18 protein-coding genes and 3 tRNA genes are annotated in these 23316 nt (G+C 56.0%); 12 read left to right on the top strand and 9 right to left on the bottom strand.

Translation table 11 applies throughout. The features are described from left to right. Nucleotides 1-69: 69 nt before the first annotated feature. From pgi to AU11_RS08685, 12 genes are all read left to right on the top strand, one after another. The gene (gene pgi, locus AU11_RS08740) at nucleotides 70-1821 is read left to right on the top strand and encodes a glucose-6-phosphate isomerase (protein ID WP_051687109.1); all 1752 of its coding nucleotides are present in this window, start codon (nucleotides 70-72) and stop codon (nucleotides 1819-1821) included. Nucleotides 1822-1876: 55 nt separating this feature from the next. Further along, the gene (gene edd, locus AU11_RS08735) at nucleotides 1877-3709 is read left to right on the top strand and encodes a phosphogluconate dehydratase (RefSeq protein ID WP_043318777.1); all 1833 of its coding nucleotides are present in this window, start codon (nucleotides 1877-1879) and stop codon (nucleotides 3707-3709) included. A gap of 60 nt (nucleotides 3710-3769) precedes the next feature. Further along, on the top strand, nucleotides 3770-5227 hold the full coding sequence (zwf, locus tag AU11_RS08730; RefSeq protein WP_043318775.1) for a glucose-6-phosphate dehydrogenase: 1458 nt from the start codon (nucleotides 3770-3772) through the stop codon (nucleotides 5225-5227). Nucleotides 5228-5296: 69 nt separating this feature from the next. After that, nucleotides 5297-6007, top strand: a complete 711-nt coding sequence (gene pgl, locus AU11_RS08725; RefSeq protein WP_043318773.1) for a 6-phosphogluconolactonase — start codon at nucleotides 5297-5299, stop codon at nucleotides 6005-6007. Between the two features lie 37 nt (nucleotides 6008-6044). Continuing rightward, the gene (gene eda / locus AU11_RS08720) at nucleotides 6045-6674 is read left to right on the top strand and encodes a bifunctional 4-hydroxy-2-oxoglutarate aldolase/2-dehydro-3-deoxy-phosphogluconate aldolase (RefSeq protein WP_043318771.1); all 630 of its coding nucleotides are present in this window, start codon (nucleotides 6045-6047) and stop codon (nucleotides 6672-6674) included. Nucleotides 6675-6776: 102 nt separating this feature from the next. Further along, complete coding sequence (gap, locus tag AU11_RS08715; protein WP_043318770.1) at nucleotides 6777-7790, top strand: type I glyceraldehyde-3-phosphate dehydrogenase; 1014 nt, start codon at nucleotides 6777-6779, stop codon at nucleotides 7788-7790. A 178-nt stretch (nucleotides 7791-7968) separates the two neighbouring features. Beyond that, complete coding sequence (gene pyk, locus AU11_RS08710; protein WP_043318769.1) at nucleotides 7969-9405, top strand: pyruvate kinase; 1437 nt, start codon at nucleotides 7969-7971, stop codon at nucleotides 9403-9405. A gap of 384 nt (nucleotides 9406-9789) precedes the next feature. Continuing rightward, a complete protein-coding gene (locus AU11_RS08705; protein WP_043318766.1) occupies nucleotides 9790-12435 on the top strand; it encodes a TonB-dependent receptor in 2646 nt (881 codons plus the stop codon). A gap of 62 nt (nucleotides 12436-12497) precedes the next feature. Further along, nucleotides 12498-14030 (top strand): tryptophan halogenase family protein, encoded by a 1533-nt coding sequence (locus AU11_RS08700; protein WP_043318764.1) that lies wholly within the window; start codon nucleotides 12498-12500, stop codon nucleotides 14028-14030. Between the two features lie 19 nt (nucleotides 14031-14049). Then, the gene (locus tag AU11_RS08695) at nucleotides 14050-14730 is read left to right on the top strand and encodes a DUF6445 family protein (RefSeq protein WP_043318762.1); all 681 of its coding nucleotides are present in this window, start codon (nucleotides 14050-14052) and stop codon (nucleotides 14728-14730) included. A gap of 126 nt (nucleotides 14731-14856) precedes the next feature. After that, the gene (locus AU11_RS08690; protein WP_043318760.1) at nucleotides 14857-15573 is read left to right on the top strand and encodes a SapC family protein; all 717 of its coding nucleotides are present in this window, start codon (nucleotides 14857-14859) and stop codon (nucleotides 15571-15573) included. Nucleotides 15574-15674: 101 nt separating this feature from the next. Then, the gene (locus tag AU11_RS08685; RefSeq protein WP_081848030.1) at nucleotides 15675-16712 is read left to right on the top strand and encodes a sulfite exporter TauE/SafE family protein; all 1038 of its coding nucleotides are present in this window, start codon (nucleotides 15675-15677) and stop codon (nucleotides 16710-16712) included. A gap of 173 nt (nucleotides 16713-16885) precedes the next feature. Here AU11_RS08685 and AU11_RS08680 read toward each other — a convergent pair. From AU11_RS08680 to ispE, 9 genes are all read right to left on the bottom strand, one after another. Next, a tRNA-Gln gene (locus AU11_RS08680) sits at nucleotides 16886-16960 on the bottom strand. Nucleotides 16961-16999: 39 nt separating this feature from the next. Next, nucleotides 17000-17076, bottom strand: a tRNA-Met gene (locus tag AU11_RS08675). A gap of 127 nt (nucleotides 17077-17203) precedes the next feature. Next, nucleotides 17204-18118 carry a DMT family transporter gene (locus tag AU11_RS08670; protein ID WP_043318758.1) on the bottom strand — a complete coding sequence of 305 codons (915 nt, stop codon included), beginning with the start codon at nucleotides 18116-18118 and terminating at the stop codon, nucleotides 17204-17206. 117 nt (nucleotides 18119-18235) lie between these two features. Further along, entirely contained in the window at nucleotides 18236-19327 is a 1092-nt protein-coding gene (gene ychF / locus AU11_RS08665; RefSeq protein WP_043318756.1) for a redox-regulated ATPase YchF, read from the bottom strand. A 65-nt stretch (nucleotides 19328-19392) separates the two neighbouring features. Further along, the gene (gene pth, locus AU11_RS08660; RefSeq protein WP_043318754.1) at nucleotides 19393-19992 is read right to left on the bottom strand and encodes an aminoacyl-tRNA hydrolase; all 600 of its coding nucleotides are present in this window, start codon (nucleotides 19990-19992) and stop codon (nucleotides 19393-19395) included. A gap of 32 nt (nucleotides 19993-20024) precedes the next feature. Continuing rightward, a complete protein-coding gene (locus AU11_RS08655; RefSeq protein WP_043318752.1) occupies nucleotides 20025-20657 on the bottom strand; it encodes a 50S ribosomal protein L25/general stress protein Ctc in 633 nt (210 codons plus the stop codon). Nucleotides 20658-20927: 270 nt separating this feature from the next. Continuing rightward, nucleotides 20928-21860, bottom strand: coding sequence for a ribose-phosphate pyrophosphokinase (locus AU11_RS08650; protein WP_043318750.1), 933 nt, complete (start codon nucleotides 21858-21860; stop codon nucleotides 20928-20930). A gap of 429 nt (nucleotides 21861-22289) precedes the next feature. Next, a tRNA-Gln gene (locus tag AU11_RS08645) sits at nucleotides 22290-22364 on the bottom strand. Nucleotides 22365-22385: 21 nt separating this feature from the next. Then, complete coding sequence (gene ispE / locus AU11_RS08640; protein ID WP_043318748.1) at nucleotides 22386-23276, bottom strand: 4-(cytidine 5'-diphospho)-2-C-methyl-D-erythritol kinase; 891 nt, start codon at nucleotides 23274-23276, stop codon at nucleotides 22386-22388. Nucleotides 23277-23316: the final 40 nt, after the last annotated feature.

Below are 23316 nucleotides of genomic sequence, written 5' to 3'. Positions count from 1 at the left end.
GTCAATCGGGTAGATAACAATAACCGGTGCCTGCAACACCACGGCGGGCGCCACTTTAGGGGGCTCGCTATGCACAGTGCACACTCTCACACGTCTCACTCTCAATCTTCCTCTGTTCCTCTTTCCCAGTCGCCAATCTGGCAGGTCCTGCAGGCGCAGGCAGCGGCGCTGAAAGGGCAATCCTTGAGGGCACTGTTTGCCGCCGATCCACAGCGCGCGGAGCGTTTCTCCCTGGAGCTGCCGGAATTTCTGCTGGATTACTCAAAAAACCTGCTGGATCAGGACGTTTTTGTAAATTTATTACGCCTGGCGGAAGCCGCGGATCTGGCGCAGTGGCGAGCGGACTTATTTGCCGGCAAGCCCATCAATGCCACAGAAGGCCGCCCGGTGCTGCATCCTGCGTTGCGCGGTGGTCTGGCGGAAGATATTGAAGTGGGCGGGGTATCCGTCACCAGCCTGGTGGAAGCCGAGTTGGAGCGCTTGAAAGAGTTTGTAGTTTTACTACATAATGGAGCCCTGACTGGCTACAGCGGTAAACGAATTACCGATGTGGTCAATCTTGGGGTAGGTGGCTCCCATCTCGGGCCGCAAACCACCATCGAAGCACTGCGTGCCCATCGGAAGGGCGATGTCGCAGTGCATTTTGTATCCAATGTGGATGGAACCCAGCTCACGGATGTGCTGGCCGGCCTGGATGCCGATTCGACTTTATTCATTGTCTCGTCCAAGACATTCACGACCAGCGAGACAATGACCAACGCCAACAGTGGCCTGAAGTGGCTGCAGAAGGCGATGCCGGAGGCTGACACCGAAGCGCTGCTGCGGCAGCACTTTGTTGCGGTGACTTCCAGTCCGGATAAAGCGCAGCAGTTTGGTGTGCTGCCGGAGCGGACCTTCCGCTTCTGGGACTGGGTAGGCGGGCGCTTCTCGCTGTGGTCATCCATCGGTCTGCCCATTGCCATTGCCTGCGGGTTCGACAATTTCCGCGCCTTGCTGGATGGCGCGGCAAGTATGGACAAGCACTTCCGCGAGGCGCCGCTTGCGGCCAATGCGCCGGTGATCATGGCGCTGCTGAGCGTCTGGTATTGCACCTTTATGGGTTACCCGGCACATGCGGTATTGCCCTACGAACAGGCACTGCACATGTTGCCTTCCTATCTGCAGCAGGCGGATATGGAGAGTAACGGCAAATCTACCACCCGTGCAGGGGTGGAGGTGGACTACACCACCGGCCCTCTAATATGGGGCCAGACGGGCATCAACGGGCAGCATGCGTTTTATCAGTATCTGCACCAGAGCCCGGAAGTGGTTCCCGCCGACTTTATCGGCAGTGTGACCCCAGGGCACGACCTCGACGGTCACCACGAGATTCTGCTGGCAAACATGTTTGCCCAGAGTCAGGCACTGATGAACGGCGTGGACGCAGAGTCCGTCGGTCGTGAACTGGCAGCCAAGGGGCTGTCGCAAGAAGAAATAAAAAGGCTCACCCCATTCAAGGTCCACAGGGGTGGAAAGCCAAGTAACACAATACTCTTGAAGGAGTTGGACCCCCGATCACTGGGAGCGCTGATCGCACTCTATGAGCACAAGATTTTTGTTCAAGGTGTGATTTTGCAAATTTATTCCTTTGATCAGTGGGGAGTGGAACTGGGTAAGGGCCTTGCTAACAAACTGGAGCCAAAACTGGCTTCCGGCGACCTGGCAGGCGAAGACGGTTCTACTGCCCAACTGATCGAATACTACCGCCGGATAAACGGCGCGGTTACGTCCACGGAGCTGCCTGAAATAGAGGTGGCTGAGTCTGCTGGAGAACAGGCTTAAACGCACATTGTGCTGCAGCGTGAAACGAGCTGATAAAAATCGAAGAGTTGAAAAAATGGCAAACAAAACAGTGGTACACAGTCGCGTACAGACGGTGACCGAAAGGATCATCCGCCGCAGCGAAGAAACCCGGGCGACTTACCTGGCTCAGGTCGAGCGCGCGCAGGGCAAAGGCCGTGCGCGTCACAAGCTGTCCTGCGGCAACCTGGCGCATGCGATGGCAGCGTCCAGCGATCATGACAAAAATCTGATCGCCTCCGGGCATGGCCCCAATCTGGCAATCGTCACTGCTTACAACGATATGTTGTCGGCGCACCAGCCTTACGGCACTTACCCGGAAATGCTCAAGGCAGAAGCCCTGCGCAACGGTGCAACCGCGCAGGTTGCCGGTGGTGTACCCGCCATGTGTGATGGCGTGACCCAGGGTCAGCCCGGTATGGAACTGTCACTGTTTTCCCGCGATGTCATCGCCATGGCCACCGCCATCTCCCTGTCACACGATATGTTTGACGGCGGAATGTACCTCGGCATCTGCGACAAGATTGTTCCCGGTCTGGTGATTGGTGCTCTGTCTTTTGGTCACCTGCCTGCGGTATTTGTACCTGCAGGTCCCATGCCAACCGGTCTTGCCAACGCGGAAAAAGTACGCGTTCGCCAGCTGTACGCGGAAGGCAAAGTGGGCCGCAAAGAATTACTGGAAGCGGAAAGCGCCTCCTATCACAGCGCGGGTACCTGCACCTTCTACGGTACCGCCAACAGCAACCAGATGCTGGTGGAAATCATGGGCCTGCAATTGCCGGGCAGCTCGTTTATCAATCCGGGCACCGAACTGCGCGATGCCATGAACAAAGCGGCGGTGAAGCAGCTGGTACAGAACTCCGAGCCCAGCAACTACACACCCATCGCCAAGATCCTGACCGAAAAAGCCTTCGTCAACGGCATCGTTGGCCTGCACGCAACCGGTGGCTCTACCAACCACACCATGCACCTGATCGCCATGGCGCGCGCCGCCGGCATCCAGATTACCTGGCAGGATATGGCAGAGCTGTCTGAAGTAGTGCCGCTGCTGTGCCACGTGTACCCGAACGGTACCGCGGACATCAACCACTTTGCCGCGGCCGGCGGTATGCAGTATCTGATCCGCGAATTGCTCGGGGCAGGTCTGCTGCACAACGATGTGGCCACCGTACTCGGCGATTCCGGTATGGAACCCTACACCTACGATCCGTTCCTGAATGAAGACAAGGACGGCCTGGTGTGGCGCCCGACCGCCGAAGAGTCCGGCAACCCGGACATCATTCGCCCGGCAGCGGATCCGTTCTCCAGCCACGGCGGCCTGCAATTGTTGAAAGGCAATCTGGGTAACAGCGTGATCAAGGTTTCCGCGCTGAAAACCCCGCAGCTGAAAGTGAAAGCACCGGCAGTTGTGTTCAACAGTCAGGACGACATGCTGGACGCGTTCAAAGCGGGCAAGCTGGAAAAAGATTTTGTGGCCGTGGTGCGATTCCAGGGCCCACAGGCCAACGGTATGCCGGAACTGCACAAGCTGACGCCATCCCTCGGCGTACTGCAGGACCGCGGTTTCAAGGTGGCGCTGGTCACCGACGGCCGCATGTCCGGCGCCTCCGGTAAAGTGCCGGCGGCCATCCACCTTTCCCCGGAAGCGCTGGAAGGTGGCGTAATCGCAAAAATCCAGGACGGAGATATTGTAGAGCTGGACGCGGAAGCCGGCGTTCTCAAAGTAGATGTAAGTGATGAAGAGCTGGCCGCACGCGCGCCAGCGGAATGCGACCTGTCAGCCAACAACAGCGGCATGGGACGGGATCTGTTTGTCAATATGCGCAAGCTTGCGAGCGGCGCAGAAACCGGCGGTAGCATTCTTTTTTAACTGAATTCGTGCGGGCGCTGATAACACATCAGGCCCGCGCAACTGTTTGAGAGCAACGAAATGGCAAATTCATTCGACATGGTACTGTTTGGCGGCGGCGGCGATCTGTCTCTGCGCAAACTGATTCCTGCGTTGTATCGCGCTTATATTGAAGGTGGCCTGAACAAGGACACCCGCATCCTGCCTGTGGTCCGTCGTCAGGAAGACGCGGACACCTACATGAAGACCGCACAGCAAGCGCTGAAAACCCATCTGCGCGATGGTGAATACAGTGATAAAAACTGGAAAGAATTCAGCGGCCTGTTGCGCGCCGTATATCTGGATATCGCCAAGCCCGATGAGCAGTGGGACGGTCTGGTGGATATTCTGGGTAAGGACACCAAGCGCACCCGTCTGTTTTATCTCGCGATTCCGCCGGCGGTATTTGGCCCTTGCTGTGAGAACCTTTCCGTAAAAGGACTTATCCACGAAAACTCCCGCGTGGTTGTGGAAAAGCCCCTTGGCTACAACGCTAAGACCTCCGACGAGATCAACAGCAAGATCGCCGAGTACTTTCCGGAAGACAGCATTTTCCGCATCGACCACTACCTGGGTAAAGAAACCGTACAGAACCTGCTGGCCCTGCGCTTCAGTAACGTGCTGTTCGAACACCTGTGGGATGCGAAGACCATCGATCACATCCAGATCAGTATTTCCGAAACCGTGGGTCTGGAAGGGCGCGCGGGTTTTTACGATGACACCGGCGCAATGCGCGACATGGTTCAGAACCACCTACTGCAGCTGCTGTGTCTGATCGCCATGGAATCGCCGAACAGCATGTCCGCGCGCAATATCCGCTCGGAAAAAATCAAAGTGCTGGAGGCTCTGCGGCCGCTGACTGGCGATAGTGTCGATAACAACATCGTGCGCGGCCAGTACGTGGCTGGTGGTCTGGGTAAGGAGCTGGTTCCCGGCTATCTGGAAGAGTTGAAAGCGGCAAACAGCACCACTGAGACCTTCGTCGCGATCCGTGCACACATCGATAACTGGCGCTGGACCGGTGTGCCGTTTTATCTACGCACCGGCAAACGTATGGAAAAGCGCTGTGCAGAAATCGTGATTCAGTACAAGAACGTTTCCCATAGCGTGTATCAGCCTGAGGCCGGTAAAGTACTGCCAAACCGCCTTGTGATTCGTCTGCAGCCGGAAGAAAGCATCAAAATGGTGCTGATGGCCAAGAAGATGGACAGTCTCACCATGGAGCTGCAACCGGTAGAGCTGAACCTGACACTTTCGGATACCTACGACAGCTTCAAAAGTGATGCCTACAAGCGTCTCATGCTGGACGCCGCAGCAAACAATTCCGCGCTATTTATTCACCGCGAAGAAGTGGCAGCGGCCTGGGCCTGGGTCGATCCGATCATCGACCACTGGCGCGATACTGCGAATCAGCCGCAGTTGTACCGTGCGGGAACCTGGGGGCCGCAGGCCTCCAATCAGTTGCTGGCCGAAAATGGTCACCATTGGTTTAACCCCTAGGTTTAACAACAGGTTTAACCCGTAATTTAACCTGACAGCACCGGCAAAATACGCAAAGGTCAAAACGACATGGTTGAAGAAAAGTTTTTTGCAGATAGGGAACGGCTCACGCTGGCTCTTGCCAATGAGTGCGCAGCGGCACTGCACGCCGGCATCAAGGCCAACGGTCAGGCGACCTTTCTGGTGAGCGGTGGCAGCTCGCCTGAGCCGGTTTATCGCGAGCTTTCCCGTCGTCCACTGCCCTGGGAACAGGTGAATGTAGCGCTGGTTGACGAGCGTTGGGTGGAAAAAGATGAAGCCGGGAGTAATCTCGCATTTATCTCAAATAGCCTGCTGCAGAATGAAGCGGCCAAGGCGCCTTGCCTGGGTATGAAAAATGCTGCGGCGACACCGGCTGAAGGTGAAGCGGATTGCGAACGCGCTTTTCAAGAGCTGCCGCGCCCGTTTGATGTCTGTGTACTCGGCATGGGGAACGACGGTCATACCGCGTCTTTTTTCCCCTATGCAGAAGGGCTGGATGATGCGCTCGACGCAAAGAGTGGAAAGCTGTGTAAAGCCATTACCGCCAAGCAGAGCGCGGTGACGGGAGCGCATACCCAACGTATGACGCTGACCCTCGCTGCAATCTTGCAGGCGAAAGAAATCAAATTGCTGATTACCGGTGAGGAAAAACTCAAGGTCTATCGCCAGGCGCTGCTCGGTGATGACGTGAGTGAAATGCCGGTACGCAGCATTCTCAAGCAAGGGGCGAAGCCAGTCACCGTGTACTGGGCTCCATAAGCCAATAATGAATTTCGACGAGTTTTAGGAAGTGAGTATGCAAGAGAATCTGGTACCCGTTTTGGAGCAGGCTGGCGTAGTGCCGGTGATCGTGGTGGATAACGTCAGCGACGCACTGCCGTTAGCGCAGGCACTGGTGGAAGGTGGCCTTAACGTATTGGAAGTAACCCTGCGTACGGAGGCTGCATTGGCGGCCGTAGAGGAAATTGCCAAGCATCTGCCGGATGCCCACGTTGGTACTGGTACCGTATTGAACGCCGGCGACATCCAGCGCTCCGTGGATGCCGGTGCGACGTTTATGGTAAGCCCGGGTGCCACCGAGGCGCTGCTGGATGCGGCAGATAACGTATCGGTACCGCTGCTGCCAGGTGCTGCGAACCCATCAGAAGTAATGCGCCTGTTCGAGCGTGGCTACGGTTATCAGAAATTCTTCCCCGCAGAAGCGGCCGGTGGCATCCCGATGCTGAAATCCATCGGTGGTCCGCTGGCTAAAGTGAAGTTCTGCCCCACCGGCGGCGTCAGCCCGAGCAATGCACGTGATTACCTGGCGCTGTCCAACGTCGTTTGTGTGGGTGGTTCCTGGATGGCAGCACCGAAACTGGTTGCCGAGAAAAACTGGGCGGAAATTACCCGTCTGGCCAAAGAGGCCTCCCTGCTGAAAGGTTAAAAGCAGTTTCACTGAGCAGAATTGTGCTGGGGGGGATCGATCACCCGGCGCTTAGAACAAACAAATAATCCACAATTTTTAAGACACAGAGGGTGTAGCGATATGAAACTCAGAATTGCTATCAACGGATATGGACGTATTGGACGCAATGTAACTCGTGCTATTTACGAGTCCGGCTACAACGACCGCATCCAACTGGTCGCGATCAATGATCTGGCGCCGGTTGAGGCCAATGCCCACCTGACCCGTTTCGACACTGTACACGGCCGTTTCAACACCGAAGTTGCCGTCGACGGCGAAAATCTGGTGATCGGTGGCGACACCGTAAAAGTTTGCCAGGAGCGCGACCCCGCTGCTCTGCCGTGGGCGGAACTGGAAGTGGATCTGGTGCTGGAATGTACCGGCTTGTTTACCGATAAAGCGGCAGCTTCCAAGCACATGCAAGCGGGTGCCAAAGCGGTACTGATTTCTGCACCGTCCAAAGATGCTGACCTGACCGTGGTTTATGGGGTAAATGACGATAAATTGACTGCGGAACACAAAGTTGTATCCAACGCGTCCTGTACCACCAACTGCCTGGCTCCGGTGGCCAAGGTTCTGAACGAATCCATCGGCATCGAGCGCGGCTTTATGACTACCGTGCACGCCTATACCAACGATCAGAACACTCAGGATGCGGTACACAAAGATATCTACCGCGCGCGCGCTGCGGCAGACAACATGATTCCAACCAAGACTGGCGCTGCCGCTGCAGTTGGCCTGGTTCTGCCAGAACTGCAAGGCAAGCTGGATGGTATGGCCGTTCGTGTACCGGTAAATAACGTATCCCTGGTGGATTGCCAGTTTATCGCCAGCCGCGAAACCACTGCCGATGAAATCAATGCAATCCTGCAAGATGCCGCCGGTAGCATGAAAGGTGGTGTGCTGTCTTACTGCGACCAGCCTCTGGTCTCTGTGGATTTTAACCACACTGCGGCTTCCAGCCACTTCGATGCCAACCACACCCGTGTAAACGGTAACCTGGTGAAAGTCATGTCCTGGTACGACAACGAGTGGGGCTTCTCTCACCGTATGCTCGATACCAGCCTGGCAATGGCGAAGGCTCAGGGTCTTTAATCGAGCCAAGTAAAACGGCTGTAACTGTTAATAAACTGCAGCCTGATAACGTTTCGTTATCTTGCCGGAGTGGGTGCAATACCCGCTCCGGTATTATTCCCCAGTCAATAACGACTGAAATAACAATTCGATTATCAAAAAAACGTCTCACTCCTAATTCAAATACAAAAACACCACTATGATTCGCCATACTAAAATTGTTGCCACGCTCGGCCCAGGCACAGACAAGCCGCGTGTTATTGACGAGATTATCCGCGCCGGCGTTAATGTTGTACGCCTGAACTTCTCCCATGGCAGTGCCGACGATCACCGCAAGCGTGTGGAAGAAGTGCGTCGTGCCGCTGCAGAGCAAAACAAACTGGTTGCCGTACTCGGTGACCTGCAAGGCCCGAAAATTCGCATCGCCCGTTTTGCCGAAGGCAGCATCTTTCTCGAGAATAATGCGGAGTTCACCCTTGATGCGGACTGCCCGAAAGAGGGTGGTAACCAGCAGAAAGTGGGCGTGGACTACCCGTCCCTGATCGCCGACTGCAAGCCTGGTAATATCCTGTTGCTGGACGACGGCAAGATTCGTCTCGAGGTGACCGGTGGCACCAACAGCAAGCTGTTCTGCCGTGTACTGCAGGGTGGCAAGCTCTCCAACAATAAAGGTATCAACCTTCTGGGTGGCGGCCTTTCTGCGCCGGCGCTGACAGAAAAAGACTACGAAGACATCAAGCTCGCTGCCGAGCTGGATGTGGATTTCCTGGCGGTGAGTTTTCCGCGCAGCGGCGAGGATCTGGAAATCGCTCGCAAGGCCATGCGCGAAGCCGGCAGCAATGCCGCCATCGTGGCCAAGGTTGAGCGCGCCGAAGCGGTGAATAATGACCAGCAGATGGACGATATTATTCTCGCCTCCGATGTCATCATGGTGGCCCGTGGTGATTTGGGTGTGGAAATTGGCGATGCTGCACTGGTGGGCGTGCAGAAAAAACTGATCAACCGTGCCAATGCGCTGAACCGCGGTGTGATTACCGCCACCCAGATGATGGAATCCATGATCACCAATCCCACGCCGACCCGCGCGGAAGTGATGGATGTGGCCAACGCCGTGCTGGATGGTACCGACGCGGTAATGCTATCCGCGGAAACCGCTGCCGGCGATTTCCCGGTCGCTGCCGTGGAGTCCATGGCGGAAGTGGTTGTTGGTGCAGAGCAGTACCTGGGGACAACCTCCCGTCCGGCAGCCGACCGTACTGCGTCGGAAGCAATCGATACGGTGATTGCCCAGGCCGCAATCGAATCTGCAGCACGAGTTGAAAACCTGTGCGCCGTTGCCGCGCTTACCGAATCCGGCCGCACCCCACGCATCATGTCCCGGGCTACCAGTCGCCTGCCGATCTACGCACTGACCCGTCATTCCCGCGTTGCCCGCCAACTGGTGTTGCTGCGTGGTGTCGAGCCCATTGAGTTTGACCCTGCGTCCGTACCACTAGGTCACTTGACCGATGCGATTGTCGAGGTTTTGGGGTCCCGTATCGAACTGGAGAAAGGCCAGCGTATCCTGATCACCCAAGGCGAGCGCCTGAATATGGGTGGCGGTACCAGCTCCATGAGAATCAAGGAAATCGAGTAATCTCTAGCGGATTCTGAACGGACTCCCGTAAACTCCCGGCTCTGTGCCGGGAGTTTTGGTTCCAGCCTATATAAACCCTCCATCTGAAGCGGAAGACTAACCGGTCACCTTTTCTGTACAGAAAATATCCTGTGTGCGTCCCAGTTCCCATGTAAAATCACTCCCAACTGTCACAAATGACAGGCAGCTGTTACAAAAAACTGCAAAATACCCAGATAAATTCCCCGAAGGCCTGTAGCTTTTTTATTTCATTCTGTGTATTGTCGATCGTGAGAATGACAGCGCTATCATAAAAACGAATGACAGCGCTATCATTTGGCGGTACAAGGTGAATAAAAGTTTCTAACCAAACCTTTATATCTATAAAAAAGGAAGGGGAAATCGATGCTTAAGCGCAACAAACTCGCTCTCTCGATCAGTGCAGCTGTACTGAGTGGTGGCCTGATGGCTCCGCTGGCAGTTGCTCAAGAAGACGCTCTGGAAGAAATTACTGTTACCGGTATTCGTGGGGCTCTGCAAGACGCCGTAAATATCAAGCGTGACGCAACCGACCTGGTTGACGCCGTATCTGCAGAAGATGTGGGCAAGTTCCCCGATTCTGACGTAGGTGAAGCTCTGGGGCGTATCCCGGGTATCACAGTAGGCCGTGCGTTTGGTCAGGGCGCTTCTGTCTCAATTCGCGGTGCAGCTCCGTCCATGACTTTGACCCAGTTGAATGGTCAGAATGTTGCGTCCACTGGCTGGTTTGACCAGATACCGGTCGATCGCAGCTTCAACTATTCTCTGCTGCCTGCTGAGCTGATCGGTGGCATTGAGGTTTATAAGTCCTCCCGTGCTGACCTTAACGAAGGCGGTATCGGCGGAACTGTTATCGTCAATACTCGTAAGCCTTTGGACCTCGACGCGAACACTGCGTGGATTGGTACTACCGCTCGCGTCGGCACTATCAGTGATGAAGTTGCCCCGGAAGTTTCTGGCTTGTACAGCTGGAAGAACGATGAAGAGACTTTTGGTGTACTGGTTGCCGCAGCCAAAGAAGATCGCGAATACGTGCGCCGCGGTACCGAGTCTGACTACCGCTGGTGGGGCGACGTCGCGCCGACTACCTTTATTCAGGATCAAGAGCGTACAGCTCTGGATGTAACCCTGCAGTACGCGCCCACAGAAGAGCTGTCTTTCACCCTGCACGCGATGTCCCTGGACATGCAGGCTGATAACTCCAACACCAGCCTGTACTTGTTTACCCTGAATGGTGACAACGTTACCTGCAACACCACCAATGCAGCAGGCCTGTGTACTTCCAGCACAACTACCAACTCTCAGTTCGGTGACCTGGAAATTGGCTGGGCGGGCGGTGCGCTCGGCAACGAAACCTTTATTCAGACCTGGGGCCGCAAGTCCTCCATGAGCTCTGATACTTTCGATTTCGGCACTGAGTATGAAGGTGATGGTTTCCGCGTAAGCGGTAACATCGGCTCTACCAAAGCGGAAGGTGGCACCGACTTCACCACTAACTTCCAGCATTTCCCGAGCCTGGGCGATACCATGTCCCTGTGGGAAGGTTCTATTGATGCGACCGGCAATGAGATCATCATTAACCCCACTCTGGATCCGAGCCTGACTCTGGATGACTACGCTGCAACCACTTCCCCGCAAGGTTGGGCAGTAGGTAGTGGCCCCGCGCAAGACGAAGAAACCTATGCGCAGGTTGATGTCGAGTTCGACCTCAATGTTGGTGTCCTGACTTCTTTCAAAACTGGCGCTCGCTGGACTGACCACGACGTAAACCGTCGTTCCTTCACCGGTCAGATTACTCCGCAGCAGGTTTCTACCTCTGACGTATACAGCGGTATTTATGAGGTGGGCCAAAACGGTTTCACTGCACCGAAACCTGATCTGGACGCAATGGTTGCCGTTACCCGCAACAGCCTTGATCAGTGGGTGGAAGAGCGCGCTGGTTACTCCGACTTGAACGAAGAGAACACCGCCCTGTACGGCATGTTCACTTTCGAATCCGGTGCCCTGACCGGTAACTTCGGTCTGCGTTACATCTCTACCGACGTAACCCGCACCCAGTACGATCTGGATGGCACCGAGCCGATGGACGGCGAAATTGCTGCGAACGTTGGTTACAGCTACGCCCTGTCCAACTACGGTGCGGACTACAGCGACGTGCTGCCTAGCGCTACCGTTCGCTACGAGCTGTCTGAAGACGTGGTTCTGCGCGCTTCTGCCTCCCAGGCCATTAGCCGTCCGAACTACGATGATATGCTGGTCGCCTACAACGGCTTTGCCGACGACAATGAGCTGAACCAGCAACTGCGTGTTGGTAGCGAAGGTCTTCTACCGATGAAGGCTACCAGTGCGGATATCGCCATCGAGTACTACTACGGTGACGGCAACCTGGTGTCTGCGACTTACTTCGTCAAGTCCATCGACGACTTTGTAACGTCTGACATCATGACCGATCAGCAGATCGGCCTTGAAGATCCGGCCGCTGGTGACGTATGGGCTGTTGAAACCCTGAAGAACTCCGGTGGTGCCGATATCCAGGGTCTGGAGCTGCAAATTCAGCACGCGTTCGATAATGGCTTTGGTGTTGCAGCCAACTACACCTACACCGATGCGGAAGCGCCGAGTGAAGCCTTTATGGACCAGCTGCCGCTGTTCACCGAGTCTTCCGAGCACGCCTACAACCTCGTGGGTTACTGGGAAAATGACACCTTCTCAGCTCGTGCAGCATACAACTTCCGTTCCGAGTACCTGATTCGTGACGGTGGTTTCTGGTACGGTAACCGCATGCACGACGACTTCGGGTCGCTGGATCTGAGCTTGTACTGGTATGCTACCGAAAACCTGGATGTAACCTTCGAAGCGATTAACGTGCTTGAAGAAGATGACATTCAGTTCGGTGCTGCTGATGCATCAAGCTCTGCGACTGGCATGAAAGGCTCACTCCAGGAAGGTTTCCCGGCGTGGTCCTTCCAGGGCGAAGCCGTGTACCAGCTGGGTGCAAGCTACAAGTTCTAAGAACTGAGTGAATAAAAAGCCCAGCTATTAGCTGGGCTTTTTTTTGCCTCGAGGTAAGTGATATGAAAATAAGAAAAATTGCGATTGTTGGTGGTGGCACAGCAGGTTGGATAGCTGCCAATCATCTGGGAGTCGAGCTATCCAAGGATCCGGATATTCAGATTACACTTATCGAGTCCAAGGATGTGCCAGTCATTGGAGTAGGGGAAGGAACGGTTCCGCGTATAAAGGAGACCCTGCACAAGTTTGGTATCTCCGAAATCGACCTGCTGGCCACATGCGACGCGACCTTGAAAACAGGCATCAAGTTTTCAAATTGGATGGCGCATGAAAAAGGCGAGGCGGAGCACTTCTATTATCACCCGTTTAGTTCTCCTTACCCCAAGGGATATGACGTTACTGATTACTGGCTGACGATCAAGAACGATGTACCATTTTCCCATCTGTCGGACGTCTTCGACGTCGCGGAAGGGAATAAGTGCCCGAAACGCAAATCTTCACCCCCTTACCTGGGGGCGGTTGATTATGCTTATCACTTTAATGCGGCAAAATTTTCTGAGCTGCTGGCATCCAATGCCAAACGGCGCTTCGGTGTACAACATAAGTTCGAGACGGTGCGCAACGTCCGACTGGATGACCAGGGAAACATCGCGAAGCTCGTCTATACATCTGGTGGTGAGGAGGCATTTGACTTTTATCTGGATTGCAGCGGTTTTAGCGCTGTTTTGCTCGGTGAAGCGCTGGAGACCCCATTTGAAGATAAATCCTCGCAGATTCTTACCGATAGTGCCCTGGTACTACAGGAGGCGACTGAGCAGGAAAGTCCGATTCAACCGTACACCACTGCTCATGCGCATAAGGCAGGGTGGATCTGGGATATCCCGCTGACGACAAGGAGGGGGTTGGGCTGCGTATATTCCAGTGCGCACATGAGTGATAGCGAGGCGGCTGACGTGTTCTCCGAATACCTGGGGCGCACTGTAGATTCTGAATCGGTGCGTAAGATTCCGATGAAAATCGGTTACCGGCAGCAGTTCTGGAAGAAAAACTGTGCGGCTTTAGGGTTGGCGCAGGGCTTTGTCGAGCCATTGGAAGCGACATCCATTTTGGTAACCGATTTTTCCGCCAGTTTGTTGGCGAAAAGCTTCCCGAGAACAATGGAAGACATCTCGGTGCTCACGGGTTACTACAACAAGGCCGTTCGATACACTTGGGAAAGGGTGATCGACTTTGTCCAGTTGCACTATTGTATTTCCGATCGGCAGGACTCTGGTTTCTGGCTCGATTGCACCCGCGGAGCGCAGAAATCGGATGTGCTGGAGGAGCGGCTTCAACGATGGAAAGTTGTGACTCCAAAGTCTTCAGACTTTTTCAGTACTTTCGACATTTTCGGGGTCGAGAATCACTTGTACGTTCTTTATGGCATGAACTTCGATACCCAGCCGACACCGATTGGTGGCAAAGAAGCCGAAAGGGCACGTGAAATTATCCGCGAATTGCGGGACCATTCGACGAAGGTCACCGGTGAGTTGATGCCGCATCGCAGCTGGTTGAGTGAGCTGCAGCGGCATCTCGCGAAAATGGCTGCGCATTGAGTTTTTTAAGGTGGGTAGGATGCAAGTACTGAAAATTGGTGAGGAGGGGAATAAAGTCATAATCCTTGATGACTTCCTAGAGAACCCTCAAGAGCTGGTAACGTTCGCCAAAAGCGCACACTTTAGCCCTTACCCCATCGCAGTAGAGCGCAAGGGCTACCCGGGAGTTCGGGCTGCCGCGCCCGCCAGCTATGGCGATTTGGTGCGCGAGCGGGTCGATGCCATCATCCGAGCTGAATTCGGCGTGCCTACTGTAGCCAAGCTGAATACCTTTCAGGAGGCCCTTAATCTGATTTCCGTAAAGGAAGAGGATCTCGGTCCATTGCAGAGGATTCCGCATTTTGATGCGAGTGACCCAAATTTTTTCGCGGTCTTGTTGTATCTATGTGACGACCATCACGGGGGGACGGGATTCTATCGCCATAACAGCACGGGTTTCGAAAGAGTGACGCCTGAGCGCTGTGATGCTTACCTGGACAATTGCTATGAAGAGCTCAACAGCCAGCGGTGGCCGAAGAAGTATTGTCTCGATGAGCACAAGTTGTTCACGCGAATCGGGTTTGTACCTGCAAAATTTAACCGGCTCGTAATATATCGCGGTGGTACTTTGCACAGCGCAAATATTCTCGGAGGCCATAGCATTAGTGACTGTCCTGAAACCGGCCGGCTGACCGCGAACGTGTTTATCGGGTATCGCTGATTGTTCGGAGGGAAAGGGGCTGGTATCCGTCTACATAGTGGTGTAACTTTTTGCTTCCCTTTTCAAGTATAAAAAATATACTAAGCGGGTTTTTTAGAATAACTTCAAATTTCAATAAGGTGTTGTATGGCCACTGTAGAAGCCCCAAAAATCGTACCTCTGCGCAGCGACGTTCACGGCAAGCTGAAAGTCCGTGAGTTGGGGACCTTTGAGCACGTTAAAAACGCCCACATGGTGCCGGTGACTGCTCACGAATTCGCCCGCCTGGGTGCGGAATACCCGATCGTCTTCGTCAAGAACTCCGATACCGACCAGTTCCAGTCAGTTGCATTGCTGAGCCTGAAAGTAGGCGAAAACCTGTTTGTAGACGGCGAAAAGTGGAAAGGCGTTTTCGTTCCTGGTGCTGTGCGCAACCATCCTTTTGTTCTGGCGCCCGCCGGTGACGACAAAGAGAAGCTGATGGTTGGCCTGGTTGAGAACAGCCCGGTGGTTGGCGAAGAAGAGGGGAATGCCCTGTTTAACGAATCCGGTGAAGAGTCCGAGTACCTGAAGGCCAAGAAAGAGTCTCTGGTGGGCTACCTGGAAAGTGATCAGATGACCAAAGCGTTCATCACCATCCTGGCAGAGAAAGACCTTCTGACCACCCAGAACGTTGCTGTTAACGCTGGTGGTGAGAAGATCAACCTGACCGGTATCTACATGGTTGATGAGAAGAAGCTGGGCGAGCTGAGTGAAGAAGACTTCGCTGACTTCCGCAAGCGTGGCTTCCTGCCGCCGCTGTACGCGCAGCTGAGCTCCATGCATCAGTTCTCCCGCCTGGCCAAGATGCAGGCCGGCGCGTAATTTAGGTTATAAATCAGGCTGCGAGCCGGGCCGGGCGCTTTTATTCGCCTCCCGGCTTCCGGGGCCTCATCGCTGAGGCCCCAATTCTCTTTTTTATTATTATGTCTCTCAAGCACTATTCCCCCTGGTTCGCCTTTCTCGGGCTGTTTTACGCTCTTTGGGGCCTCGTGGTGCTTTCCCAGAATTATCTGCCTTTAGTCACCGAACACTGGCCCATGGCCCTCTCCATGGCTATTGGCAGCTATGCCGCCGGTTCTACTCCGATGGGGGGCGGTACCGTGGGCTTCCCGGTGCTTGTGTTGCTGTTTGATATGCCCGCGAGCCTTGGCCGTGACTTTAGTTTTGCGGTGCAGTCCATCGGCATGGTCAGCGCGAGTATCTTTATTCTGTGTCGTCGGCAGGCGCTCGCCTGGAGTATGTTGCGGGGTGCCATGATCGGCGCGCTGATCGGTACACCACTGGGTATTCTGTTTTTATCCCCACTGATTCCGGAGCTGTGGATAAAACTGGCGTTTGCGGTGATCTGGGGCAGCTTTGGTCTGCTGCACCTGTACCGCCTGCAGGAGATCACCTCTCATTCCGGACTCGGCGCTAATGCTTCGGCGCGAGACTTCCGCCTGGGCCTTGTGGCTGGGTTCTGCGCCGGTGGCATGGCTGCGGCGATTACCGGGGTGGGGATCGATATGGTGATTTACGCGCTGCTGGTATTGCTGTGCCGGGTGGATCTCAAGGTGGCGATTCCCACCTCGGTGATCATCATGGCATTTACCTCGCTGGTGGGAGTGGCGGTGAAAACGGTTACCGGCACCTGGCAGCCGGGCGTGCTTGGCAATTGGCTGGCGGCCGCGCCGGTAGTGGCGCTGGGTGCGCCGCTGGGGGTCTTTGTGGTGGGGCTGATTGGCCGCAAGCCGACACTGCTGGTGGTGGCCGTGTTGTGTATTGGCCAGTATCTGTGGACCGGCTTTACCGAGCGCGAGACCCTGGGTGTATGGGGTATGGCGATATTTGCCGGTGCGGTGCTGGTTTGTCTGCTGGGCTTTGAGTGGCTGCGCCGGCTGGGCAATGCGGATGCTGGGAGATATCGAGTGGAGTCGGGTCCACCTCTTTCTACAGCGGCGATCGGGGAGTCAGTCGCATAACTAACTGAGCTTGCTCGTCTTTATCGTGGCGCAATAAAAAAGGCGACTTCTTGCGAAGTCGCCTTTTTTATATATGGCTGGGGTGGAAGGATGAGCTTCGCCTTCGGCTCGCTGATCCTGCACGCTCAACGCACATAACTCAATCTGAGGAGTATCAGAGTGCGAGTGGAAAATGGCTGGGGTGGAAGGATTCGAACCTTCGCATGACGGGATCAAAACCCGCTGCCTTACCGCTTGGCTACACCCCAGTAAAGGTGCTGTGAGTCTGGTTTCTCACAGGGGGAAAATGGTAGCAAGGGGGAGACTTGAACTCCCGACCTCAGCATTATGAGTGCTGCGCTCTAACCAGCTGAGCTACCTTGCCACTGACAGTCTCGGCTAACCGAGGGCGCGCATTATCGGGCGACCTCGGAGGGCTGTCAATACTTTTTTGGTAAATTAATCAGTAAGTTACGTGCGACGCCCAATTCGCCATCAAATTGCCCAAGGGTTCAGCGGCCGCGGCCAATGGCTGCCAGCAGGGAGCCGAGGACGACGGTAAACGCGCCAACCCAACTGATCCAGTTCATCGGCTCAGATTCAATGTAACCGGGCCAGAAAGCGCTTATAACCGCGCTGAGCGCCAGGGTCATCAGTGGCACCAGGGCGAGGGTGGCACTTACCCGGGATGCCTCCCAGGCGGCCATGGCTTTGGCGAAGGCGCCGTAGGCGATCAGAGTGTTGGCTGTGAGGAACAGCAGCAGAGCCCAGCCTAGCCCGTCCAATGTGAGCGCGCTGGACGGAGTGGAAACCGGAAGGAAACACAGGCTGCCTGCCACATAGATCATCATCAGCAGATTCTGGGGGCGGGATTCAGCGACGATCTTCTTCTGAAACAGTCCGTACACAGCCCAGGTCACTGCGGCGATCACCACCAGGCCCACGCCGATCAGGTATTGCGGGTCCTGGCCATCGAGTAATTCGCCGATACGAAGGTTGAAGAACAGGGGTAAGCCGATACACACCAGTGCTACGCCCATCCACTGGCGTGGCGAAAAGCGCTCGCCAAGCCAGAGCACGCTGAAGATCAGCAGTAACAGCGGTGCCAGCTGGATCAGTACCTGCAGGGCGCCGGGGGTGATGTAGTTGAGGCCGGTAGCGTAGGCGATGTAGTTGCCCAGAAGACCGCCGACCGCGAGCAGCGTGTAGGGCAGCAGACGTCCACTGAGCAGTTTTCTCAGCTCCAGTTCACGCCGCCAGCCATACCAGGCACCGGCAAACAGCGCCGCGCCAAAAAAGCGAAACCAGGTGACAGTGGTGGAGTCCATGTCCTCGATCAGCCCTTTCATGGCGATGGGCAAGAGCGCCCACAGAAAGGCTGTGGTCAGGGCGAGGGGCAGGCCGACTCTCCAGTTGGATTGATACATGGCAACCTTCGGTAGTGGTGGTGCTGTAGGGGGATCGCGGGTAGCGGGTCCGAATCGGCGGCAGCGCTTGTGGCGCTCCCGCCGAGAGGCTAACTGGTTAGCCGGGGGAGGTGGGGGTTATACGTTAAAGCGGAAGTGCACCACGTCGCCGTCGGCAACCACGTAGTCCTTACCTTCCAGGCGCCACTTACCGGCCTCTTTGGCACCGGCTTCGCCCTTGTTGCTGACGAAGTCGTCGTAGCTCACTACTTCCGCGCGGATAAAGCCCTTCTCGAAATCCGTGTGGATCTTGCCCGCTGCCTGCGGCGCGGTGGCGCCCAGGGGGATGGTCCAGGCACGCACTTCTTTTACACCGGCGGTGAAATAGGTGTGCAGGCCCAGCAGCTCGTAACCGGCGCGAATAACGCGGTTCAGGCCCGGCTCGTCCATGCCCAGTTCTTCCAGGAATTCCTGTTTTTCATCGTCGTCGAGTTCGGCGATTTCGGATTCCAGCTTGTTGCAAATGGGGACCAGTACCGCGTTTTCTTCCGCGGCGATGGCGGCCACAGCATCCAGGTGTGGATTGTTCTCGAAGCCGTCCTCATCCACGTTAGCGATGTACATGGTGGGCTTGACGGTGAGCAGGCTCAGTTCGCGCAGGCCTTCCAGCTCGTCGTCGGAGAGACCGAAAGAGCGCAGGGGTTTGGCTTCGTCCAGGTGCGGCTGAACCTTTTCCAGCAGCGCTTTCATTTTGATGGCGTGCTTGTCCTGGCCCTTGGCGGCACGGGTGTAGCGCAGCAGTGCCTTTTCCACGGTGTCCAGGTCGGCCAGTGCCAGCTCGGTGTTGATTACCTCGATGTCTGCGACCGGGTCCACCTGGTTGGCGACGTGGATCACGTTGTCGTTTTCGAAGCAGCGCACCACGTGGGCGATGGCGTCGGTCTCGCGGATATTGGCGAGGAACTTGTTGCCCAGGCCCTCACCCTTGGAGGCGCCTGCGACCAGTCCCGCGATATCGGTGAATTCCATGGTGGTGGGGATCAGTTTCTGGGGTTTGACGATCTCCGCCAGCTTGTCGAGTCGCGTATCCGGTACCGGTACGATACCCGCGTTCGGCTCAATGGTGCAGAAGGGAAAGTTTTCTGCATCGATGCCCGCTTTGGTCAGGGCATTGAACAGGGTGGATTTGCCCACGTTGGGCAGGCCGACGATGCCGCAAGTAAAACCCATGGTCTGAATCCTAATAATGTGTTCGTGTTGTGATCGGAGCGCTGATAGCGCACCGAAAAAGGCTGCTATTTGGAGTTGGTATGCAGTGTTTTCATCGCGCCGTTCCAGTCACCAGCGGCGGCGGTGGGCATAACATCCACGGCGCGATCGATGGCTTCAGCCAGCTGGTCCTGTTCGGTGCGGGGCGCGCGCTGCAGTACGTAGTTGGCGACATCGCGGGCGTTACCCGGGTGGTCGATGCCGAGGCGCAGGCGCATGAATTCACGATTGTTCCCGAGGGCGCTGATGATATCGCGCAGGCCGTTATGGCCCCCGTGTCCGCCACCTTTTTTCAGGCGTGCGGTGCCGCAGGGCAGGTCCAGCTCATCGTGAGCGACCAGAATGGCTTCGGCGGGAATCTTGAAGAAGTTCGCCAGCGGGCCCACTGCCTGGCCGCTGCGATTCATATAAGTGGTGGGGATCAGCAGGCGGATATCCTGCCCGCCGATCCGTACCCGGCCCGAGAGACCGTGGTACTTGCTGTCCGGCGCAAGCTGGGTGCCGTGGATACGGGCCAGCTCGGAGACAAAATCGGCTCCGGCATTATGTCGCGTCCGGTCGTATTCTGGGCCTGGATTTCCCAGGCCCACAATCAACTGGATGGGCGTGTCCGGAGCCTTGCTCAAGGTACTGTTACCTTGCCTGGAGAAAAGCCGGCTTATGCTTCGCCGGACTCTTCGCCTTCTGCAGCTTCAGCGTCGGCTTCAACAGCGCCGCGCGGCTTGTGTACAGAGGCAACAACCAGGTCGTGGTCTTCACCGTGCGCCAGGTCTACAGACTCAACACCTTCCGGCAGTTTGATGTCGGAGATGTGAACAGTGCCGTCCAGCTCCAGGTCGGCCAGGTCTACTTCGATGAACTCAGGCAGCTTGGAAGCCGGGGCATTGATGTCCAGCTCGTTCAGGGTATGAGACACGATACCGCCGGCCTTCACGCCTTTACAGGTGTCTTCATTCAGGAAGTGCAGAGGCACTTTCACGTGAACTTTGGTGTTGGCAGAAACGCGCTGGAAGTCAGCGTGCAGCAGGACGGCTTTGGCCGGGTGACGCTGCAGGTCGCGCAGGATTACGGTTTCGTCTTTACCATCAACACTCAGAGTGATCACGGAAGAGAAGAAAGACTCGCTTTCCAGTGCCTTGAACAGGTCTTTCTGCAGCAGAGCAATGGATTGCGGTTCCGCTTTGCCACCGTAAATGATGGCTGGAACTTTTGCTTCCTCACGACGCAGGCGGCGGCTCGCACCTTTCCCTTCGTCGCTACGGACGTTGGCGTTCAATTTAAAATCAGACATGGGGTAAACCTCAGGTTGTCTGTCCAGAAGGACCTGCGACCGGTACCCTCTGGCGTTGCTATAGGCTGGGCCGAATCTATTGAAACGCCCAATAGTAAACGCCCGGCAGTGCCGGGCGGGCGCGTATTCTAAGGGGAAGTGCGGGGGAATGCCAGCGGATTGTCGCGGTGTAGCGACTCGGCAAGCTGGTGGATGCGCTGCGCTTATCCACCCTACGAAAATATATCGACATACCATAGGGTGGATAAGCGCAGCGCATCCACCGGGGGGTTAAGAGCGGAACATCGCCGACAGGGATTCTTCGTTACTGATGCGGCGCATGGACTCGGCCAGCATGGCGGATAGGGTCAGTTGGCGAATCTTCGGTGCCTTCTCCATTTTGTCTCCCAGGGGGATGGAGTCGGTGACTACCAGTTCATCCATTACCGAGTTGTTCAGGTTGTCGATGGCCTTACCGGACAGTACCGGGTGGGTACAGTAGGCGACAACTTTCTTGGCGCCGTGTTCTTTCAGGGCGCTGGCGGCGTTGCACAGGGTGCCGGCGGTGTCGACCATGTCGTCCACCAGCAGGCAGGTGCGGCCGCTGACCTCACCGATGATGTTCATCACTTCTGCGACGTTGGCGGCCGGGCGACGTTTGTCGATGATTGCCAGATCGCAGTCCAGGCTCTTGGCCACAGCGCGGGCGCGCACAACACCACCGATGTCCGGGGAAACTACCACCAGATCTTCGTAACTCTGGCGCTCGATGTCGTCCAGCAGTACGGAGGAGCCGTATACGTTGTCCACAGGTACATCGAAGAAGCCCTGGATCTGCTCGGCGTGCAGGTCGACGGTCAGAACGCGGTCGATACCCACGCTCACCATCATGTCGGCCACAACCTTGGCGGAAATCGGTACGCGCTGAGAACGTACGCGGCGATCCTGGCGGGCGTAGCCGAAGTAGGGTACTACCGCGGTGATACGGCCGGCGGAGGCGCGGCGCAGGGCGTCTACCAGCAGGATCAGCTCCATGATGTTGCGGTTGGTGGGCTGGCAGGTGGACTGCACGACAAATACGTCGCGGCCGCGCACATTGTCGGTGATTTCCACGGCGATCTCACCGTCGGAAAAGCGCTTAACCACCGCCTCTCCCAGCGGTATCGCCATATGCTCAACAATCTTTTGTGCCAGTTCCGGGTTTGCGTTGCCGGTGAAGACCATTAAGTCAGCCACTGCGAGTACCTTTTTCGTTGGGAGTAGAAGATGTTAGTGAAATTCAGGTGAGTTTCGGAGCGAGAACTGCTTGCAGGGTAGTGTGATGCCGTTTCATTGGGCGACCATTGGTGCAAGTATCTGATGAGGGCTTTCGCCGGATGTTAGCTCGGAAGGTGCCGAGTGCTCCAGTAGCGGGCCAAGGAGGGCCCGCCCGCAAATCAACATCGCTGATTTGTCGGGAGCTAAGAGCGGACATGCGCCGCGCTTAGCGTCTTTTCATCAATTCAGGGAAGAATTGATGAAAACTTAAAGAGTGGCTGGGGTGGAAGGATTAGCTTCGCCTGCGGCTCGCTGGTCTCCGCTGGCTGCGCCAGCTCCGGCTCGAACCTGTCAGAGTGCGTTGCTTTCGCCATACTCACTGCCAACCTGAAAATATGGCTGGGGTGGAAGGATTCGAACCTTCGCATGACGGGATCAAAACCCGCTGCCTTACCGCTTGGCTACACCCCAGCAATGTTGCAGGTAGTCAATTTAGACTCTTGCTGCAAATTTCGCGAGTTGCCGGTGAGCGAGTGATTCATCCACTCCTCTGGCAACAAAACCTTCCCACCCTTCAGGTCGCACATTAAACACTGCCTGGGCCGCGTTTTCTGATTCGAATCCGGCGAAAACACAAGCGCCGCTCCCTGTCAGAAATGCCTTGGCATGTTGCGCAAGCCACTCTCTGGCCTGCCGCACCTCGGGGTAGAGGTCTTCTACTAATGGCTGAAAATCGTTACCGGCATACTCATCGAGCCAGTGTGTGTTCAGCCGCCTGTCGCGAAGGGCCGCTAATGTAATTGCGGCGGAATCTCTTGTCAAACGCGGATCGGAAAAAAGCGCTGCGGTGCTGACATGGCAGGCGGGTGTCAGCACCAGATACCAGCGCGGCTCTATGGATACAGTGGTCAATCGTTCACCGACGCCTTCGGCAAAAGCCGAGTGGCCGTGTACAAACACCGGAACATCTGCACCCAGCTGGCGGCCCAGTTCAGCCAGTGCATTCAGGTCGAATCCGCACTGCCACAGTTGATTCAACCCCAGCAGGGTGGCCGCTGCGTCGCTGCTGCCGCCGCCGATGCCGCCGCCGGCGGGCAGGAGTTTTTCAACGGATATGTGCGCCCCGAGATCCGAATTGCCGCTGGCCTGTCGAAGGAGGGCGGCCGCGCGATACACCAGATTCTGTTCGGAAGATACGTCGACCCCTGGGCAGTGGAGATGGATCTGATGGTCATCGGTGGAGCGAAAAACCAGGTTGTCACCAAAGTCCAGCAATTGGAAAACCGTTTGCAACTCGTGATAGCCATCGGCACGGCGTCCGAGGATACGCAGCATCAGATTGAGCTTGGCTGGGGCGGTAAGGGTGAGCGTCTGGGTGGCCATTTAACGAGGATTCATAAAAAACGGGCGGCCAGTTTAGCAG

This window comes from Microbulbifer sp. HZ11 (assembly GCF_000708675.1).
Lineage (GTDB): Bacteria > Pseudomonadota > Gammaproteobacteria > Pseudomonadales > Cellvibrionaceae > Microbulbifer.
Note: the sequence above shows the minus strand (reverse complement) of the source record. Positions and strands in the feature narration are given on the sequence as shown.